Genomic DNA, 19,343 nt, shown 5'->3' with positions numbered 1-19,343 from the left:
GATGAACGTTATTGCTTGGATCATTTTAGGGTTGCTGGCGGGCGCGATCGCCAAGGCTATTTATCCTGGACGCCAAGGGGGAGGCATTCTCACCACAATGCTACTAGGTATCATTGGTGCGTTCATTGGCGGCAGCCTACTGTCAATCATTCAAACAGGCACACTACAGTTAACAGCGGCTGGCTTAAGTATTCCTGGCTTGATTGTGGCAATTATCGGTGCCATGATCGCTATTTGGATTTGGGAAACGTTTGTTGCGCGTCGTCGCACCTACTAACCCAAACTCATGATTCCGTTTCGATGATGGAGCGGGCGATCGAACCAGCTATCCGACATACTGCTCGTATAACTGAACTAATTGTCGAGACAATTGCTGTACAGATGCACGGGGGGACGGGCGAGGGATGGAAATCATCTCTGCTTGTCCTATTTTTTTGTGATCTGCTGCATCAACCGGACGCTGCCAGATCAGCACGGGTATTTCGTATTGATAGGCTTGAAACCAATCATCGCGACTGGTAATATCGCGAATCTCTAGTTCGATCGTAGGGACTTGAATTTGCTCCAGTTTTTCCTGAAGCCCTTCGCACAGATGACAACCAGGTTTGCTGTAAAGAATTAAATGCATTGACGTGGCTCCTCACAATTTTCTCAAATTATTGGATTAATCTTCTGAATAAAGAGGAGCACAAGCGAGTGAATCACTATCGCACTTCTACTCCTAATCAAATTCTAAAGATTGTATGACTCGAATCACGATTTAATTAAAGCCTTCAAAAAGGATATCGTTATGTCTGACAATACCTAATTGGTCAAAGAATGAGCAACCCAATAAGAACAGTGTTAACGTACTTCTAGCGATCGCAGGCGGTTGATGACGGCGGCTAATTCCAGCGATCGAAACGCGACCAGATCGCCTTGTGGGTAGGGGGTTAAGCAGTCCAACCCATCTGCATTCACGTCTGCCATTACCGCAGCAATGCTGTCTGACAGCGATCGACGACCGTTCACATAATGTGCTTGCAAATAGTGAATCGCCGCTCCGATCGATCGAAGTTGTCCGACATCGACGAGTTGTTCAACAGCGGTGACATCAATAGACTCTGTGCCAAATACCAGGTCATCTCCATCTCGAACTTTGAGCTTTGGATTACGGCCATCGCTTGAACGGGGAGAATCTAGCCGTTTAGGCACTAGTACCCGATTACAGATTGCTCCAAACCGATCGCCACCTTCCGAAGCACGATCGGTGGTGTAGGTGTGAGCAATGGTTTTGGCTTGTTCTGTGACATCTTGCGGAGAAAACTCAGTCATGGCGATGACTGTGTCGGCTACGTCAAAGTAATCACCGCTGCCCCCCATCACCAGCACTGTAGACACGCCATACTCTTGATATAGCTGGCGAATTTTGTCGATAAACGGTGTAATTGGCTCTTGATGTTTAGCAATCAAGGCTTGCATTCGCCGATCGCGAATCATAAAGTTGGTGGCTGATGTATCCTCGTCTACTAGCAACACCGTTGCTCCAGCTTCCAATGCTTCTATGATGGTGGCTGCTTGAGAGGTACTGCCGCTGGCATTTTCGGTCGAAAACTGAGTGGTCGATCGTCCCTGGGGCAAGTGATTGATGAACGGCGAAAGGTTGACTTTTGTAATGCTACGCCCATCCTCTGCCCGAATTTTGACAGCCGCCGGATCGGTCACGACCTGTTCGCGCCCATCCCCTGGAATGTGGTTGTAGATGCCCAGTGCGATCGCCCTAAGCAGGGTTGATTTGCCGTGATAACCACCGCCTACGACCAAAGTAATGCCTTGAGGAACCCCCATGCCTGTGATGTTACCCTGATTGGGGCGAGCGAACTCAACCCGCAGTGATGGAGGCGATCGAAATGCGATCGCCTGTTCTTGGCTTGATGCTTGGCTGGATAAGGGGCGATCGTCCACTCCACTGCGGCGTGGCAATATCGCGCCATCGGGCACAAACGCCACCAATCCTCGAGCGCGCAGTTGTGACCGTAGCCACTCAGCGTCTTCCACTACTTCTACATGCTGCTGAACTGTACTGGCATCCAAAGCCGCATAGAAGAGCGACCGAGACACAATCTCTGGCAAATCTTCACACAACAATTCGGCAGCTTGGCGTCCTAAAATGGTGCGGCCACGAGCGGGCAACCCTACTACAAACCGTGCTTCTATTTGTTGATCATCGACAAAAATCGCAGTGCGTTCCAAAACTTGCTGACCGGGGCGAGCGATCGCAATTAACCCGCTTTTGCCACTACCCCGTTTGTCGGAAAGGCGACTGGCAATGCGATCGAACTGGCGATTGAGATAATCGCGCAGGGCAATTTCTCGACTGTGGGTCGCATAGAGTAACTTGGGAAACTGCGCTTTCAGTTGTGGAACCAATGCTCGTAACCGACTGGGAGTTGCAAACGGATCGCTTTGCACATGATCAATGACCAAGGTGAAATTAGCAAAGCTGTAGCAACCCTGAATGTCCTTGTAAGCTTTGTAACTGCACTGATCAAGATCTAAAAGCCGTTGATAGAGGTGTTGAGATTTAATCATGCACTACAGCAAAGTCGGGCAGTAATTGGTACAAATCTGGAGACACATAACCTTATCAGAATTTTTAGGTAGTGCATTAAATTAATGTGGGATAGGTAGCAATATCGTGCCAACTCCACGATCGCGTCGTTAATCCTGCTGGCTGTGCGGCGGTGGTTTTGAACATTTCAACGATGTAATCAGTTTTCTCTACCCTTGAGCCTGTAATGACTGCCAATCTTGCCGCAGAACTGTTGTCCACTTAGCAGCTAGCTCAACCTCGGTAAACGGAATACGCACTGGGTCTATATCCTGCAACTGCAACTCGATCGCAACCGCTTGACTTTTGGGCGGTAGATTCTCTAGGTCAGTTTTTTGATCATTGACTAGAAGTTGAATATCCTTTACCTGTTGCAGCGAAACGGTTTGTAGCTCAATCGGTCCTTTGCGCGTGGGTTTGCCCCAGGTTAACTTGTCACCCTTCTGTCCCAATACCGAATAGATATCGTATTTAGCGCGATCGAACTGCTTGGCCCAAGCGTTGTAGGCTTCTAACTTCTGATATTCATTCCAACCTGCCCACGTGAGCCAAATGAACAGAACCAGCAGGGGTAGCCAAACGAGACCTCTTGCCATATTTCAAAAACTGTCAGGTTTATAGTGCCAATCACTAGTTCCCGGTTTTCAATCGCTACCTTTATCACCTGATCACGACGGGAAAAATCCATCGAATAGGAGATTTCAATTTTCGTTTATACTATCCCCCCATGGGGGATGTTACCCTAAAGGAATGGGCAAAGCGATCGATCCGCTTCGTCCATCGTACATTGCCGTGGCCTTCTGACGAGTTTCACAGGGCAGTGTTCAACCAAATTACTCATTTGTATTTGCAGAAGCTGAGGTGCAAGCGTGGTCGCTACTCCTGAAAAATCGCAACAGTCTATGGCAGATGCTGAATCGGCCGATCGGGTTGCCGTTCTGCTGATGGGCTATGGCGAAGTTGAGAGCTACGAAGACTTTGCTAACTACAACGAGCAAGCCTTAAACCTACTGACAGCCAAATTTGCTCCCGTGCCAACTTGGATTTATCCACCATTGGCTAAACTGCTGGCCATCTTTGATTTGCACGAGTGGCAACATCAACATGATCACTTTATTTCGCCTCACAACGCCATCTTCGAGCAGCAGCGAGCAGGAATTGAAACCCGCTTACGGGAAAAATGGGGCGATCGGGTACAGGTGTTTAAAGCCTTTAACTTCTGTGCCCCTTTCCTTCCTGAACAAGTTTTAACCGACATTAAATCTCAAGGATTTGACAAGCTTTTAATTTACCCGCTGTTGGTGGTTGATTCAATCTTCACCAGTGGCATTGCTGTAGAGCAAGTCAACAAAGCCCTTGCTAACTTGACGGATGCCAATGCGCATTGGGTGAAAGGGATTCGTTACATTCCTTCGTTCTACAATCAGCCTGCCTATATTGATTTAATGGCCCAAATGGTAGAGGAGAAGGTTGCACAGGACTTAGCTGAAGCCTATCTTCCGTCCCAGATTGGCATCGTATTGATGAATCATGGCTGTCCGCACAAAGCCAAGGGCTTTACTTCTGGTATCGATGAAAGCCAAGCCTTGTATGAATCGGTACGCGAAAAGCTGATCTATCGCTATCCTCTGATTTCTGTGGGCTGGTTGAATCACCAAACACCGTTAATTGAGTGGACTCAGCCCAACGCCGAACTAGCTGCCAAAAACCTGATGGACTTAGGTGCAAAGGCGCTAGTGTTTATGCCGATCGGGTTTGCTACTGAAAACCACGAAACCTTACTAGACGTAGATCACATTATTCATGGACTGCGGCGCAAGCGTCCTGATGTCACCTATGTACAAATGCCTTGTGTCAACGATAATCCCAAGTTCTTGCAGATGGCAGCAGATTGGGCAGATGATCAGATTGCGGCCCTGTTGTCTGAGCAAGCGCTTTCAGTGAATCCGGCATTGGCGATCGCACAAGCACAGCATCACCATCACCATCACCATCATGCGCATGATCACTCCCATGGTCACCCTCACTGAAGAGAATCAGGCATGGGAGGTTGGAAGCCGGTAAGGGAATCGGGAGTGGGGGATGGCAGAATTTAATTACCTATTCTCGATCGTTTCCCCACCCATTTTCTCTGCCCCTTGCTCATCCTTTTCGAGGGACTGATTGCTCTCCGCTGTCACCATTACCGTTGACGGCTCCCAACTGTTGGCGCACATCATCGATCGCTTCATTCAATTGAGCAATTTTATCTTCGAGTCCACGCCGGGCCACTTCCATGTTTTGCTCGGTAGCGGCTCGAAGTTGGCGTTTTTTAGTCACCTTTCCTTCGCTTTTGTTGTCAATTTTAGTCACCGTTCCTTCTTCATTAGCTGCTCCAGGTTGCGATAAACGTGACGCCACAACGACTCCAGTAATACCGCCGACGATGCCGCCAACTACGGTTCCTAGCAAAAAACCACCCACAAAATTTCCTTGCTGACTCATATCAATTGCATTTGTGTTTATCTAGTTCGATTAAAGGTGCGATTCCTTGTTCATAGCTTACTTGCTGGTTCTAACACTTGACCACCATGCTTGGACTTGTTGTCACAACTTGTGAGTTAAGTACCAAAGGTGCGATCGCCTGCATCGCCTAACCCCGGTACGATATAGCCTTTATCATTTAGGACTTCATCGATCGCGGCAGTAAAAATCACCAGACCTGGATAGGCAACATTAAGTTTTTGCAGTGCTACCGGTGATGCCACCACTGAAATGATTCGCACAAAGGCTGGGTCGATGCCACGTTTGGTTAACTCTTCCATCACCGTCACGATCGTGCCACCTGTAGCCAGCATTGGCTCTGTAATGACCACTCGCGTTTCTGAATGAAATTGAGACGGAAATTTATTGAGATAGATGCTTGGCTCTAGGGTTTCCTCATTGCGCACTACACCAATGTGATACACCGACGAGAGAGGTAAAAGAGTTTGCGCTCCCTCTAGCAAAGACAGCCCAGCCCGCAGAATTGGAATGACGGCGATCGGAATTTCCGGATTAATGAACGTTGCAGGACAGGTGGACAACGGCGTGTTCACTTCAGTGTCCATTGTGGGCAACCACTCACGAATTGCCTCATAGGTTAACCAGCGTCCCAATTCCGTCATAGCACTGCGAAACAACACAGACGGGGTCGTGGCATCACGGGCAACCGCTAGCCAGTGTTTGATTAGAGGATGGGGTGGAACGTAAACACGCAGTTGCAGAGTCATTCGTGAAGATAGTCAGTGGGTGCTAAGGGTTGCTAGACCAATCGTACTTGCAAATCGCCGTCAGGCAACAGGCAATCCTCTTCATTGTTTCATTGATTGACGATCGCAGAGACTCTGGCAATGATATTTGTTGGTGATAGTGATTGGAGCAAAGGTTGATGTAGCTTGACCTACGAAGAATTCCGTAAGGTGAAAGGACGGTTCTGGCTAGAAGTTGGTCTAATAACCAACCAAATTTTGGCTTACCGAGCCTTTGAGTGGCTATAGTCTACGCCAGTCTTACGAGTGAACAAGCCCGCCGGGAGTTATTGGTAGCCCCGATCATTGCCGATGTGTGCTATTATACCCGTTCCCAACTGCGAATTGAATATCCGATCGTGGTAAACGACTGGCTCAAAGGCAACTTAGACTATTTTGTGCGGGCAGACACGACACTATTAGTATTAGTTGTGGAGGCAAAAAATGACGACTTAGCGCGCGGCTTTAGGCAATTGGGGGCAGAGCTTAATTGCCTTGGAGCAATGGTCAAATTCGGAGCAATCCATTCTCTGTGGAGCCGTGACCACTGGCGATATTTGGAAATTTGAACAACTTCACCGTTTAGAAAAACGCATTGTGCAGGACATTAACCTCTACCGAATGCCCGCCGATTTCGAGGAGTTGATGCGAATCCTAGTCGCCATTCTTCAGTAGAACCACTGCTCCATCCCCCATTCCCCATCTACATCTACGGCAATTCCTTCAGCACCTCCGCCAACAACCCAAACAGTTCATCGATATGAGATTTCTCAATAATCAGCGGTGGCGACAGCGCAATAATGTCTCCCGTAGTGCGAATCAACAAGCCTCGCTCATAGCAACGCAAGAAGCAGTCAAAGGCGCGGGCGGCTGGCTTACCGGCGATTGGTTCTAGTTCAATGCCTGCGACTAAGCCCAAATTGCGCGTATCAATCACATGGGGCAGACCCTTCAGAGAATGTACTGCCTCTTCCCAGTAGTCTGACAATTCGTGAGCGCGTTGAAATAATCCCTCTTGCTGATAGAGCTTCAAAGTCGCCAACCCTGCCGCACAGGCCACCGGATGCCCAGAGTAGGTATAGCCGTGGAACAGTTCGATCGCATGTTCGGGCCCGTGCATGAACGCATCGTAAATCCCCTGCCGCACCAACACAGCCCCCATTGGAATTGTGCCGTTGGTGATGCCTTTGGCGACGGTAATTAGGTCGGGCTTGACATCAAAATAGTCGGCGGCAAAGCTGGCTCCCAATCGCCCAAATCCGGTGATTACTTCATCAAAAATCAGCAAAATGCCATACTTATCGCAAATCGATCGCAGTCGTTCTAGATACCCCTTGGGAGGAATCAGTACGCCTGTAGAGCCGGCCACGGGTTCTACAATTACAGCGGCAATGTTCGAGGCATCGTGCAGCAGCACCAGGCGTTCCAATTCATCGGCCAAATGCGCACCCCATTCTGGCTGCCCTTTGCTAAAAGCATTGTGCTCCAGATTGTGCGTATGCGGCAGGTGATCCACTCCGGTCAGCAGGCTGCCAAAGAATTTTCGATTTGTGCCAATGCCGCCGACGGAAATTCCGCCAAAGCCAACACCGTGATAGCCCCGCTCTCGTCCGATCAGCCGTTGCCGCGTGCCCTCTCCCCGCGCTCGATGATAGGCGATCGCAATTTTTAAGGCTGAATCTACCGCTTCCGAGCCAGAGTTGGCAAAGAAGACATGATCATAGCCCGGTGCCATCTCGGTTAACCGTTGGGCTAATTGAAAGGCTCCTGGATGTCCCATTTGAAACGTGGGTCCAAAGTCCAATGTCGCAACTTGGGTCTGCACCGCTTCCACAATTTGCGATCGGCAATGCCCCGCATTGACACACCACAGCCCAGCCGTTCCATCCAACACTTGTCGTCCATCATGGGTGGTGTAGTGCATATCTTTAGCGGATACAAACAAACGCGGATGATCTTTAAACTGCCGATTGGCAGTAAACGGCATCCAAAAGGCCTCCAGATCCGATCGCGTCAGTGTAGAGGTGAATTCAGTCAGTTGTTGCATCACAAAATCCTAAAACAATGGGTTTGTAATTAATTATCGATGCAACCCTGCCTAAAACGCATAGCGATCGTGCAATACAACTGTTGCTCTTCAATCAAATGTGTTAGTTGAACTTGTCAGTCAAATTTGTCAGTGCCTCGACCAAAGTCGCTTGCAACTCGCACTTGTAGCGAAATGTTCATCAAGATTGGCACTGGGTCTGCTTATCTAAGTCTGCTTATCCTGCGGCGATGGCCATTTCCCGATGCTTCACCAACGTTGCAATTGGCAGTGGCCCTTGAATGTGGTTCCACGGCAACAGCCGATCGATCTCCCAATCGTCATGTACATAAACGTTGAGATGGGGGACTTGTCCACGCAGGTCTTTGAAGGCTCGACGATAACTGCCCAGCGAATCTCCGTAATGTCGCACTCGTTCTAGTAAGCGAGCAAGGCGTCGATCGCCCCTTGAAATTAATGCCTGAATCACCGACCAGTTGTAGCTCTCTGGACGGAAATCAATGCCCTGAGGACACAAGTGTTTTTGCAAATACTTGAGTCGTTTTTCGGCATCAGAGTTAACACCATACCACTGAAACGGTGTATGAGCCTTGGGCACAAACGTGCTGCATCCCAGCGTTAAACGCAATCCTGGAGCCGCTTTTTTCAAAGCTTGCATCATCGCAACCGTTTGGTCTAAATCCTCGATCGCTTCACCAGGAATACCCACCATACCGTATAGTTTCAAGCTACTGAGTCCGCCTGCTTTCGCATTTACCGCTGCTTGCACAATATCGTCCTGTTCCAATTTTTTGTTAATAATGTGTCGTAGTCGCTCGCTGCCACTTTCCACAGCAATGGTAATCGATCGAGTATCGTGTTTGGTTAAAATGCGCGCTAGCTTTTCGGTAACAGTATTGGTTCGCACAGATGCCAAACTCAATCGCACATCATCGTACTGAGGACGATTGAGATAGTCCAGCAGCGCTTCAAACTCTGGATGCTGAGTCACCGAAGCACCCAGTAATCCTAAGCGATTGGTTACTTTCAATCCCCGATCGATCGCTGGAATCAGCGACTCTTCCAAGCTAGCTGTGCGAAACGGCAGTGTTAGGTAACTAGCCAGACAAAAGCGGCACATTTCCGGACAACTGCGCACTACTTCCACCATGTAAATATTTTCCCAAGCGGCTTTCTCTGTGACTACTGTAGACGCAGACAGGGTATTACCGCGATAGGTTTGTTTTTGTACTTGGGCTGGAATGTCTGATTCGATCGGCTGAATTGATTGAATCATTCCCTCGGCATCCTCATAGGTGACACTATACAAGCAGGGAATGTACAATCCGGGTACTTGCGCTAAGCGCTGCAACTGGGTAGAGCGATCGGCCTGCCGCACGGATTGATATACGTCAATCAACTCATCCAACAGCAGTTCCCCATCGCCCAGCAAAATCACATCAAAGAACTCCGCAAACGGTTCAGGATTGGCGGTTAATACCGGGCCACCACCAAATATCAGCGGATTATTGATTGATCGATCGGTTGCCCAAATCGGAATGTCTAACGACTCCAACAGTTGCAAAATGTTGACATAATCTAATTCCCAAGAAACCGAGAATCCTAATAATTCAGGTTGAGACGGCAGCGGCTCGTGGACATCGGTAAACAAACGACTCACCTGCACATCCGATCGTGATGCCAGCTTAGCCCACACCACCTGATAGCCCAAGCTTGTGATTCCTACCGTGTACTCATTTGGGAATGCAAAAATGACTGGAACCGCATCTGGTTGCGGTATAGCAGGTGTAAACAGGAGACGTTCGGCAGCAAAAACAGACATTGGAGATGAGTGGGAATGAAATGACTAAAAAAATAGACAGGGTGCGATGCCCCTTATCCTTCCTATCCGCGCTTTCGCGGACAGTCTGTTGCAAACACAGGTGAAATAGTCAGGCAGAATTCGGGACATCCACTGTGGGAGTTGATCTGCTTTCCATCATAAACCTGATATAAGACTGCGGGTTGTTCAGGTATGTGTCCTGTTCCAGGCATACCCTTCCAAATCGGAGCCATTCACGTATGAGCCGCTCATTTGACGATCAACACGGTACGTTTGTCCCTTTGCCAGACCGACATTGGCAGCAACTAGGGATCGTGCTCTCGGATAGTTGTAAGGAAGAGGCAGACTGTTTACTGGAACAAGGCATTGAACAGTACCAAATCCGCAATTTCGCTGCCGCTCTTGCCACATTGCAGCGATCGCTAGAACTTTACAGATCTATCCAAGATTTTTCTGGTAAGGGCAAAGCATTGGGTGCATTAGGGTTAATATTTTATGCCTTAGGCAACTATCCCGATGCAATTGCCTGTTCGCGTCAAAGCTTAGATATTGCTCAACGCTTCAATGATCAGGGGCTGGAGCGCCAGTCCCTTGCCAACTTGGGAAATGCGTACCGTCACCTCAACGATCATTCCAGAGCCATTGACTATAAACAGAAAAGCCTAGCGTTGGCCCGCGCCGCCAACGATCGCCGAGGTGAAATGGCTGCTCTCAATAATTTAGGAATGGCATACAAAGCCATAGATGACTGCTGGCAAGCGATTGATTATTACGAACAAAGTTTGACCATTGCTCGTGAATTAAACGATCGAGCGCTGGAAGGGCAAATTTTGCGCAACTTAGGAAACGCCCATCACGCCTTGGCTAATTATGCAAAAACCGTGGATTGTTACGAACAATTGTTGCTAATTGCTCGGCAACTGCCCGATTATCAGTCAGAGACTCAAATTCTAAAGAATCTTGCCAGCGCTTGCTATGCCACGGGAGACTTCCACAAAGCCATCGAGTATCACCAACAGCGACTAGACCTTGCTAGAAAGCAAAACGATCGCCGCAGCGAAGAGCAAGTGCTAGAAAACCTCGGCGTTATTTACGAAGGATTAGGAAACTATCAACAAGCGATTGAATGCTATGAAGCCCACTTGACAGTGGCTCAAGCGCTGCAAGACCATCAATTGATGCAGCAAGCCATCGCCAACATTAAAACCTTGTGCTATGCAATTGGGGACTATGCTAAAGCTAGTCGGTATTAGGGGGTTAGGGTTGAAGATTGGGCAAGAGGTGGAATAAATGGGCAAGTGATTGGCTCATCTTTGCACCGTTTTTCCTTCCTCCTTATCTGTAATACACTCTGGCATCCATTCCAAAGTCACGTAGATAGCGCCTCCAGCGGTTAGCAGACCCTCGATCGACAAAAGGTCCAACGCGCACATGCGAGCCTCGCGAGTTATCAGTCTGTACCATACTGGCAATGCCGATGCCTTCTCCTAGGCGAATGATTTGATTGGCCATGGCTTCTAAATTGTCAGCGCTACCGGGAACTATGACATAGAAGGCTCTGTTACGATCGTTTGTGCCCCTGATGGTGTCTGGTGATGCAGGATTGCTGAGTTGACCGGGTGCAGGCGGCTGTCCAAACTCTACTTCCCTAGGAACTGGCGTGGCTGGCAAGAGGTCTGGAGGCGGCATTGCAGGGAGAACAGTTTGCGGAGCTACCACCTGAGCGGGCGCAGAACTACTTGCGGCTGGGTTGGTTGTGGCTCCTACGGTGACAATTTCTGCCCCAATTCCCTGTGCTGCCAAGGCAGAAACTTGCTGTTGGGCCAAGCTGGGGTTATCAAACAGTCCTGCCTGAATATAGCGCTGCCCACTATACTCTTGGATGGACGCTCCTGCGGCCACAGTTTGCACTTGGGACAACAGCAAGGGACTATCGCCATTAACAATGACTAGGTATTGTTGCCCTGGAGCCGTTGGCGCCAAATAAGGTATATCAGCAGGCGGAACCTCGGAAGACGGGAGAGAGGTCGGCATCGATTCCTGACCAAAAATCAAGGGTGGTGGCGGTGGCAAACCGTCTGTGACTTGCTGAGCAACCAGGGATTGGTGGTCCAGAGGGGCTGCCCAACTAGCAGGTGCGACGACCAAACCGCTTCCCATCAACCCCCCCATGAGCCAAGGGATTGTAGACAAGACTTTCATAGGACTAACCGAAATGAATGGCACTGAAATTGGCGATTGTGAAATTGGCTGTCAGTCTAACACAGGAATTTAAAAGCGGATGCTTTTCCGTTAACCTAACTACTGATTGCGTATTAAGCTTTATTAAAATCGATCGAACGCTATATCTAGAGAATTAGCTCATCTCATCATAGCGAGTTTGTACAAAAACAAGCTAGATTTCTTGGCAGTGGATCGCGAAGGGGCAACGATCGATTGCCGCTGAAGGGGGACATTCCAATCTCCTTCATGTCCACAGTCTGAGAACACTAGCCCCATAAATTTGGCGAGCTAATTCAGCGATCGAAAGACTTTTGCGCGAAGATTAACTCAGGTTCAAGATCATTTGGTTTGAAATCATTCACCATTTATTTAATTTAAATGTGAAATCCTATCAAGTGATCGGTATGAATTACCCTATCGTTTCCTCTGGTGAAATATGGGCTATATTTTTCAAAACCCTAGCATTGTGTGGGAGCTTTTACTCGAGCATCTCCAGATGACCTTTTTTACACTGGTCATTGCGACCTTGGTTGCGTTGCCAATTGCTCTACTCATTACCCGGTTCCGCTGGTTGAATGTACCAGTCTTAGGGATTTTAGGAATCCTCTACACGGTTCCCAGTTTGGCGCTTATTATCTTGCTGGTTCCCCTATTTGGACTCAATGCGCGATCGGTGATTGTAGCAATGGTGCTTTATACACAAGTAATTTTAGTACGCAGCTTGGTAGTGGGGTTACAATCAATTAAACCTGCGGTGTTAGAAGCGGCCACTGGCATGGGAATGAGCGCTTGGCAACGCTGGTGGCAGATTCAAGTTCCGCTGATTCTGCCAATTTTTTTAGCTGGGTTACGAATTGCAGCAATCGTCGCTATTGCTATCGCAACCATTGGCGCTAAATTTGGGGCAGGCGGCTTGGGAACCTTGCTATTTGACGGCATTGCCCAGGCCGGACGCTATGACAAAATTTGGGCTGGGGCAATCGTGGTTTCGCTCCTGGCCTTTGCTCTCAACGCCGCTATTCTGTCGTTAGAATGGGCTACTAGTCCCACTCGACGCATTCGACAAAGCGCTAGACAAAAACGTCAACTCAGCCAACTGACTCAAACTTGACGAGAAGGTGGTTTTCGATCGGTGATTGCTCGATCGGTGGTTGATGGTGAACGGTTGGGCAATTCCGAATCAAACAAGGACTCAACATCATAGGGGTCATCGTCCACAATTTCTCGACGAATCCAGTTTTGAACGCTAAAGCGAACTTGAGTAATATTAGAAATTAATCCTGATACGAATGTCTGCTTGTTAGAGTGCATCATCTTTCAGAGAGAAATCTACACCAAAGAACACACTTAATAAACTCGTTACCAATACTAGGAAAATCAAGGATCTGTAAGCACTTACGAATCCCTTCAATTCACTACTTACTTTCTTTAATCAATAATTGGCAAACTTGACAGGATACTCGAATCAGGAGTTCATCAAGTTTTGATGAGCTTTTTGATCGAACCAGCAACGTCGCTATCTACCGCTTCGATCGAAGCACATCTTTCCTAACTATAGAACTAAAATGCTGTAGCAAAAAAGAAAAAATCATGATTCAAAGGGTTGCCCTGATCACGGCTAGCTAGGAGGCTGTAAAGCCCGTTGCAGCGATCCCAGTCCAATTTCCGCCAGCAATGCCAGCATGGCCACTGGAATGGCTCCTACCAATAGAATGGCATTATCGTACAGAGAGAAGCCCCGCACAATAAACGTTCCTAGCCCTCCGGCTCCAATGAACGCTGCTAGCGTAGCACTGGCAATCACTTCCACGGTGGCCGTTTTAACGCCCGCAATCACTACCGGCAATGCCAAGGGAATTTCGATTTGTTGCAGCACTTGCTTGGCATTCATGCCCATACCATACGCCGCTTCCCGAATCATGGGATCAATCGTGCGGAACGCGACATCTGTATTAATCAATATGGGTGGCATAACTAGCAGAGTGAGGGCAATGGCGGCTGATTGAAAACTCAACCCAAAGTAGGGAATTGCCAAGAACAACACTGCAATGCTGGGAATCACCCGTAGGGCATTAAAGCTGTTAATCAATACCGTTGATGCGATTCGCGATCGAGCGCTCCACAGCCCCAACGGCAAGCCTACTAACAGGCCCACACCCAACGGAATCACCACCAAGAGCAAATGTTGCCAGGTTGCTGCCATTAAATCGTTTAAATGCGTGATGGCATACTCATAGGCTTGAACAAAGATACTCATACTAACCAGCCTGTTTCATCCTGATTGTGCCGTTGCCGATGCAGATCAGCAGCCTGCTGTAAGCGCTGTTGTGCCTTGTTTTGACACCAAAGATGAATTGCTTCCTCAATGACCTGAGTTCGCTTTTGTTCCAACTGTTCAGGCGATAGGGTTGACCATTGCTCCGGAGCTTCAGTGATTAGTTGATCGACCCACTCGATCAAATTGGCATCAAGTTCGATCGACACTCGCGGATTGGAATAGGAATACATCAACCTCTGGAACCTTAAAGAACGTACGGCCGTACCGTTATCTTAGCGTGAGTTGGATGGACTAGAGGGCAGGCTTTAACTATCAAGCCCATCTACAAGCCCATCTACATCTCTCCATCGGTGCAATCCAGTCATTTTTCTAGCCCCGATACTGCACACGGTAGATGCGTCCGTTGGCTTCCTCGGTAAACAGCAAACTTCCGTCGGGAAGCACCAGCACCCCAACCGGTCGCCCCCACGTAGTTGGGCCAGCTGGATCGAGCAAGAAGCCCGTCACAAACTCTTCGTACTGTCCCTGCGGTCGATTATCCAAGCCAAACGGCACAAAGACAATTTTGTAACCAGTTCCCTGATTGCGGTTCCAGGAGCCTCGAAACGCCACAAATGCTCCGTTGCGATACCTTTCCGGAAAGGTGTTGCCATCATAAAACTGCACACCCAACGCAGCAGAATGCGCTTGAAACAACACATCTGGTGTTTTCGTTTGGGCAGCTAGCTCGGGATTGATACTGCGATCGCCCTCACTTTGGCGCGGATCGAGCAGGTCGGGTTGGAGGTAGGTGTAGGGCCAGCCATAAAACTCCCCTGGCTGAATTCGTGTAAAGTAGTCTGGAACCAGATCGTCGCCTAAGCCATCCCGTTCGTTGACGGTGGTATAGAGTTCGCCAGTGATGGGATGAAAGTCGAGTCCAACGGGATTACGCAACCCATAGGCAAAGGTTTGCTGATCTGAGCCATCCAGATTCATGACTTGTACGGAAGCCCGGGGTAAGGGTTCACGATCGACATTTGTTTCAGAGCCGATGGAAACGTAAAGCTTCTGTCCGTCTGGAGCCGCCACTACATTGCGCGTCCAGTGCTGGTTATAGCCACCGCCGGGCAGATCGGCAATTTTTTCGCCTGTGCCAGAAAGCGCTTGACCAGATGTGTAGGGATAGCGCCGCACTTCAGCCGTGTTACCTAGAAAAAAAGAATTCTCCGCGAACGCCATGCCAAAGGGGATGTCCAGCCCGTTCGATGCGTCCGCAAAGGTTTCGTTAACCTCAGCTACTCCGTCTCCATCGCGATCGGCCAAGCGACGAATCCGATTCTGGCGAGTTTCGGTAACTAACACGTCTCCTTCGGGTGTCAAGGCTAACCAACGTGGGCGATCGAGTCCTTCCGCATAAACATTGACCGTAAACCCTGTTGGCACTTGTAGCACTGGCTCGGCAGGAATAGCGACTACATTGGGGGACTTAGAGGCGCTATCGGTAGCAAACGGTTGGGGCAAATCTGCCACAGTAATTTGAATGGGCGACGGCGACAGGGGCGTAGTTTGAATCAAGTGATTGGGTGGTTGATTGACCGCAGTAGAACTAGTGGCAATGGGTTCGGAGACAGGAGATTCTGAAGTGGGTGGGTTTGTTCCCTGAGTGGATTCTTGAACAGCCGGACTACAAGCAGCGATCGTCAGCAACAGCAGTAGGGTTGTACGGTGGAGAGGCATGACACATTTTCCTTTAAACTAGAGCGTTCAAGCAAAAGCGGGGCAGGTTTGATGCCACCCCGTTTCTGTCCTAATAATCTGTCCTAATCAATTGCGTTGAGGCGTTGCTGCATTCAAGGAGAATTTGCCCTCATTCCCCTCCCTGATCCCGGAGAGAGCAGAGAAGCCGGATTGCGAGTTCCCTTGCTGGTTAGGAGAGGGCTAGGATGAGGAGCGGTTCAGAGTCAAATCTCGATTCAGCCATGCCATTGCCTTGACTTCCGCGTACTGGAGCAACGTAAACTCGTTGAGTGATACAAAAGTTATCCAAAGCGAACTCAAGCTGCTGCCAAATCAGCCTGTTGATCTGCTTGGCTAGTAGATTGATTGAGATCATCGCCCATTTCTGTTGGAACCCCATCTCGCGCCATTGACGGTAGCTTACCGCCTTTTTGCAGCAAGTTTGTCACCATAGCCAGCAAAGCGTCTACCTTGCGAGTGCGCCATCGATCGATCAGATTCACCACATCCACATAAGGCAAGCGTCGTTCCATTGCTTCACGCAGATAGGCGGCATGTCCTTCTTCGTCGCGGGCAATGCTGAGTAACCCTTTTTTCAAATTGACGCTGGCAGTATCCGTATCAGGGAGTGCATTGGCCATACGAACAAAATCTTTGCAAGCATCCAGTTCCAGGATATAGGTGCTGGCAAAGAACACAATCCAGTCAATATTGTCAGGACGTAGGTCGGCTTGAGAATAACCCTGAAAATAGGCTTCAAAGAAGGGGCTGCGGCGTCGCTCATCGGGTTTACCGTCTGCCGCTTTTTCCGGCAAGCTCTTGAAATCAATGATCTGTTTATTTAGTTGTTTCAGCGCATGAGCAAAAATCTGCCCGTGTCGCTGTTCATCTTGGGCATGCTTTGCCAGCTTTTCCGCTAGCCAAGTATCGCCTTCAGCCGTAGCCCGGTGCTGTAGAGCTTGCAGAAATGGAACCGAACCAGATTCTGCCAACTGAAAGCCAGCTAGCATATCGGGGCGGGTGCGCAAATCACGGAGGTTGCGAGCCGTGATGTAGGCTGTTGCACCAGAACCAACGAGGTGGAGAACTTGAGTAAAAAGATTCATGATGAGTCTTGAAGAGTGCAAGGAGGATCGTTTGGATTGGATCTTCTGATTATGGTAAAGCAGGCGGCAGGAAATTTCAGGGGGCGATCGGGAATTAGAGAATCGGGAATCGAGAGTAGGGAGTAGGGGAAGGCTAAAGCATCAAGGCTATAGGCTAAGAGAATTGCAATTCATCCTTCATCCTTTCTTTGGTGCTTTACCTCAATCACCGTATGCACGTTGCCACGCGGCAGAAAATCACCTTTGATGGTAATTTCCAGGGGATCGCAAGCAGCAACAATATCATCCAAAATTTGATTGACGGATTCTTCGTGAGAAATATAGCGATCGCGATAGCTGTTGATGTAGAGCTTAAGAGCTTTTAGTTCCACGACTTTTTCGTAGGGGACATAGTGAACGTAGATGGTGGCAAAGTCGGGATAGCCCGAAAAGGGGCATTTGCAGGTAAATTCGGGCAGCGTGATGTCGATTGTGTAGTGGCGACCAGGACGCGGATTTGGAAAAGTGATCAGGTCTCCTTCGGCAATCTGGCGCTCTCCATACTTGGGCGTGTTTGGTGTTTCAGGGTCTGAGGTGGAGGAGCGATCGGGTGGAGTCGGAATGTGTGTCATGGGTTTGCTTGAGTCAATAACTAATGAGTAGACAACCAAAAAGTGAACAAATCTTTGTATAACTCAATGTCAGACTTTTTAAATTCCACTATGATTCATGGACGTATATTCTCTAGTCGTGTAATTTAACGGACTCTTGTTTCAAAGCAATGAAATTCAAAGCGAACTCTGATCCTTCAACTCGCAATGTCAGCGCCCCTAACCTCAGCGCATCCAATCTTGGTGCATCTAGCCAACCATCTGCTCCGTCTGTACCCATCTCAGTGTATCGAGAACTAGCGGCGGAACTACAGGCCACACGCGGCATGGTGGATTCTCTTAATGCCAAGAATCAAGAGTTGACGGCGCAGAATCATAGACTCCGCCAAGAGATTCATCGGTTTGCCCAAACGGCGATCGCCCTACAAACGATCGTGGAGCCGCCCCAAACCCCAGTCTATGCGGCTAGTAATCCCAGCACCCCAACCAACAAGTCCGGGGTCAATCAGTCCTCCCAATTGTATCCCCGTGCCAATGCTCAACCCACTTTAGAGGAAGCGGCGGCGGCAGCACACATGGCTGCGCAACTAAGAGCCACGACTCCAGATGCAACATTTACGGCATTGCGTGCCGAAGAAGCGGTAGCGCCATCCGCAACATCGTTGCCACCCGAGCGCCGATCGAGAGATTTAGGAGGACTGTGGCTGATGTTGACGATCGTGCTAATTATGGTGACAGCGTTTGGAGCGGGTTTTTTGGTAGTGCGACCGTTGTTACCTACTTCAAAGTAGTGGCTCTGGGTGATGGATAATGGAAGCGCTTCTCTCAAGAATGTAGTTCCTATTCTCTGGGTGCTGATTATCTATTGTCGGGCTGTCGTTGGTTATGTGGTATTTGTTGTATCACTATGCGACACTCATTACAGTCATTTATTGGGGATTTTGAGAGGTTAGCTAGTGTCTACGGATTGTTCGGCTAGGTGGTATCAATCTACGGTAAATTCTGTGCCAAGTGTTGTTCAATCGCTAATCGACAGTCTTCCACAGGTGCTTGTTGTTCCATTGCTGCAATCAGTGCGTTGTAAGCAACTTCATGGGTTTTAATCAGATTTTTGGCTTGAAAGGCGGCCCACTTTTGTTTTGGCTCTGCTTCGGTATCTGGACGGTTGAGTTGAGACCATAAAAACCGCAGCTTTTGCCGATCGTCTGCTCCTCCTTCCGCATTGCCATAAACCAGCGTTTCAGCGGCAATCCCTGCCATTAGTACCATGCAGTAGCGATCGAGGAGTTGCGTCGATAGAACCCGTTGCTCAATGGCTTGATCAAGTTCCTCGGAACCAAAGCTGACGCCGCCAAACCCGGGCTGATGCTGACGAAAGGCGTCCCAGGCGCTTAAGGTGTAACCCGTGACGGGAATGTTTAACAAGTGCGCCACAAGAAAATGTCCGGCTTCGTGCCGCAACACCCGGTCTCGATGTTCGGTGGAAAACTGGTTAAACCAATCAATCACCAGAGTTCCAAGCTGCCCCTGCCACGTGAAGCTGTCAACGGTAGCAACACTGAGAATGCCAAACACGGCGATCGCCGGAATCACTGGAGAAATTTGGAGTAGAGGCCCCAGCAAACTCGCCATGACGAGGACAAAGATAGTGATGGCAATGAGATTAAGAGAGGTTTGGTTCACGTTCGTTCGAGAATGA

21 protein-coding genes are annotated in these 19,343 nt (G+C 49.1%); 6 read left to right on the top strand and 15 right to left on the bottom strand.

All coding sequences use genetic code 11. The annotated features are described in order from the left end of the window. The first annotated feature begins 1 nt into the window (after window position 1). Window positions 2-277: a GlsB/YeaQ/YmgE family stress response membrane protein gene (locus tag OXH18_RS20270; RefSeq protein ID WP_268613222.1), complete on the top strand. Its 276-nt coding sequence runs from the start codon at window positions 2-4 to the stop codon at window positions 275-277. 48 nt (window positions 278-325) lie between these two features. Here OXH18_RS20270 and OXH18_RS20265 read toward each other — a convergent pair whose 3' ends face one another. From OXH18_RS20265 to OXH18_RS20255, 3 genes are all read right to left on the bottom strand, one after another. Continuing rightward, window positions 326-628 (bottom strand): glutaredoxin family protein, encoded by a 303-nt coding sequence (locus OXH18_RS20265; RefSeq protein WP_268609279.1) that lies wholly within the window; start codon window positions 626-628, stop codon window positions 326-328. Between the two features lie 215 nt (window positions 629-843). After that, on the bottom strand, window positions 844-2,571 hold the full coding sequence (locus OXH18_RS20260; protein WP_268609278.1) for an ABC-ATPase domain-containing protein: 1,728 nt from the start codon (window positions 2,569-2,571) through the stop codon (window positions 844-846). 189 nt (window positions 2,572-2,760) lie between these two features. Further along, window positions 2,761-3,186 (bottom strand): hypothetical protein, encoded by a 426-nt coding sequence (locus OXH18_RS20255; protein WP_268609277.1) that lies wholly within the window; start codon window positions 3,184-3,186, stop codon window positions 2,761-2,763. A 273-nt stretch (window positions 3,187-3,459) separates the two neighbouring features. Here OXH18_RS20255 and OXH18_RS20250 point away from each other — a divergent pair, with 273 nt between their 5' ends. Continuing rightward, complete coding sequence (locus OXH18_RS20250) at window positions 3,460-4,620, top strand: ferrochelatase (protein ID WP_268609276.1); 1,161 nt, start codon at window positions 3,460-3,462, stop codon at window positions 4,618-4,620. 112 nt (window positions 4,621-4,732) lie between these two features. Here OXH18_RS20250 and OXH18_RS20245 read toward each other — a convergent pair whose 3' ends face one another. Together OXH18_RS20245 and upp are read right to left on the bottom strand one after the other, a co-directional pair. Further along, a complete protein-coding gene (locus OXH18_RS20245; RefSeq protein WP_268609275.1) occupies window positions 4,733-5,074 on the bottom strand; it encodes a hypothetical protein in 342 nt (113 codons plus the stop codon). Window positions 5,075-5,190: 116 nt separating this feature from the next. Beyond that, entirely contained in the window at window positions 5,191-5,841 is a 651-nt protein-coding gene (gene upp / locus OXH18_RS20240; RefSeq protein ID WP_268609274.1) for a uracil phosphoribosyltransferase, read from the bottom strand. Between the two features lie 257 nt (window positions 5,842-6,098). Here upp and OXH18_RS20235 point away from each other — a divergent pair, with 257 nt between their 5' ends. After that, complete coding sequence (locus tag OXH18_RS20235; protein ID WP_268609273.1) at window positions 6,099-6,428, top strand: hypothetical protein; 330 nt, start codon at window positions 6,099-6,101, stop codon at window positions 6,426-6,428. A 140-nt stretch (window positions 6,429-6,568) separates the two neighbouring features. Here the strand turns inward: OXH18_RS20235 and OXH18_RS20230 are convergent, their stop codons facing one another. Both OXH18_RS20230 and OXH18_RS20225 read right to left on the bottom strand, forming a co-directional pair. Next, window positions 6,569-7,906 carry an aspartate aminotransferase family protein gene (locus OXH18_RS20230; protein ID WP_268609272.1) on the bottom strand — a complete coding sequence of 446 codons (1,338 nt, stop codon included), beginning with the start codon at window positions 7,904-7,906 and terminating at the stop codon, window positions 6,569-6,571. Window positions 7,907-8,123: 217 nt separating this feature from the next. Further along, on the bottom strand, window positions 8,124-9,728 hold the full coding sequence (locus tag OXH18_RS20225; RefSeq protein WP_268609271.1) for a B12-binding domain-containing radical SAM protein: 1,605 nt from the start codon (window positions 9,726-9,728) through the stop codon (window positions 8,124-8,126). A gap of 239 nt (window positions 9,729-9,967) precedes the next feature. Here OXH18_RS20225 and OXH18_RS20220 point away from each other — a divergent pair, with 239 nt between their 5' ends. Continuing rightward, window positions 9,968-10,981, top strand: a complete 1,014-nt coding sequence (locus OXH18_RS20220) for a tetratricopeptide repeat protein (protein WP_268609270.1) — start codon at window positions 9,968-9,970, stop codon at window positions 10,979-10,981. Between the two features lie 82 nt (window positions 10,982-11,063). On the opposite strand, the gene OXH18_RS20215 is transcribed toward OXH18_RS20220, so the two are convergent. Then, window positions 11,064-11,930, bottom strand: a complete 867-nt coding sequence (locus tag OXH18_RS20215) for an SPOR domain-containing protein (protein WP_268609269.1) — start codon at window positions 11,928-11,930, stop codon at window positions 11,064-11,066. A gap of 457 nt (window positions 11,931-12,387) precedes the next feature. On the opposite strand from OXH18_RS20215, the gene OXH18_RS20210 reads away from it, so the two are divergent. Continuing rightward, a complete protein-coding gene (locus tag OXH18_RS20210) occupies window positions 12,388-13,062 on the top strand; it encodes an ABC transporter permease (protein WP_315874610.1) in 675 nt (224 codons plus the stop codon). On the opposite strand, the gene OXH18_RS20205 is transcribed toward OXH18_RS20210, so the two are convergent. The 6 genes from OXH18_RS20205 to queF form a co-directional block, all read right to left on the bottom strand. Next, window positions 13,053-13,265: a hypothetical protein gene (locus OXH18_RS20205; RefSeq protein WP_268609267.1), complete on the bottom strand. Its 213-nt coding sequence runs from the start codon at window positions 13,263-13,265 to the stop codon at window positions 13,053-13,055. The genes OXH18_RS20210 and OXH18_RS20205 overlap by 10 nt on opposite strands. A 304-nt stretch (window positions 13,266-13,569) precedes the next feature. After that, entirely contained in the window at window positions 13,570-14,208 is a 639-nt protein-coding gene (locus OXH18_RS20200; RefSeq protein ID WP_268609266.1) for an ABC transporter permease, read from the bottom strand. Further along, the gene (locus OXH18_RS20195; protein ID WP_268609265.1) at window positions 14,205-14,462 is read right to left on the bottom strand and encodes a hypothetical protein; all 258 of its coding nucleotides are present in this window, start codon (window positions 14,460-14,462) and stop codon (window positions 14,205-14,207) included. The genes OXH18_RS20200 and OXH18_RS20195 overlap by 4 nt, the downstream gene beginning before the upstream one ends. A 136-nt stretch (window positions 14,463-14,598) precedes the next feature. Further along, window positions 14,599-15,948 (bottom strand): PQQ-dependent sugar dehydrogenase, encoded by a 1,350-nt coding sequence (locus OXH18_RS20190; protein WP_268609264.1) that lies wholly within the window; start codon window positions 15,946-15,948, stop codon window positions 14,599-14,601. A gap of 317 nt (window positions 15,949-16,265) precedes the next feature. Beyond that, window positions 16,266-17,054 carry a ferritin-like domain-containing protein gene (locus OXH18_RS20185; protein ID WP_268609263.1) on the bottom strand — a complete coding sequence of 263 codons (789 nt, stop codon included), beginning with the start codon at window positions 17,052-17,054 and terminating at the stop codon, window positions 16,266-16,268. 170 nt (window positions 17,055-17,224) lie between these two features. Further along, complete coding sequence (gene queF / locus OXH18_RS20180) at window positions 17,225-17,665, bottom strand: preQ(1) synthase (RefSeq protein ID WP_268609262.1); 441 nt, start codon at window positions 17,663-17,665, stop codon at window positions 17,225-17,227. Window positions 17,666-17,814: 149 nt separating this feature from the next. On the opposite strand from queF, the gene OXH18_RS20175 reads away from it, so the two are divergent. Continuing rightward, window positions 17,815-18,435: a hypothetical protein gene (locus OXH18_RS20175; protein ID WP_268609261.1), complete on the top strand. Its 621-nt coding sequence runs from the start codon at window positions 17,815-17,817 to the stop codon at window positions 18,433-18,435. A gap of 199 nt (window positions 18,436-18,634) precedes the next feature. Here the strand turns inward: OXH18_RS20175 and OXH18_RS20170 are convergent, their stop codons facing one another. Next, complete coding sequence (locus tag OXH18_RS20170; protein WP_268609260.1) at window positions 18,635-19,327, bottom strand: ATP-dependent Zn protease; 693 nt, start codon at window positions 19,325-19,327, stop codon at window positions 18,635-18,637. Between the last annotated feature and the right edge of the window lie 16 nt (window positions 19,328-19,343).

Source organism: Thermocoleostomius sinensis A174, assembly GCF_026802175.1.
Classification (GTDB): domain Bacteria; phylum Cyanobacteriota; class Cyanobacteriia; order Elainellales; family Elainellaceae; genus Thermocoleostomius; species Thermocoleostomius sinensis.
Note: the sequence above shows the minus strand (reverse complement) of the source record. Positions and strands in the feature narration are given on the sequence as shown.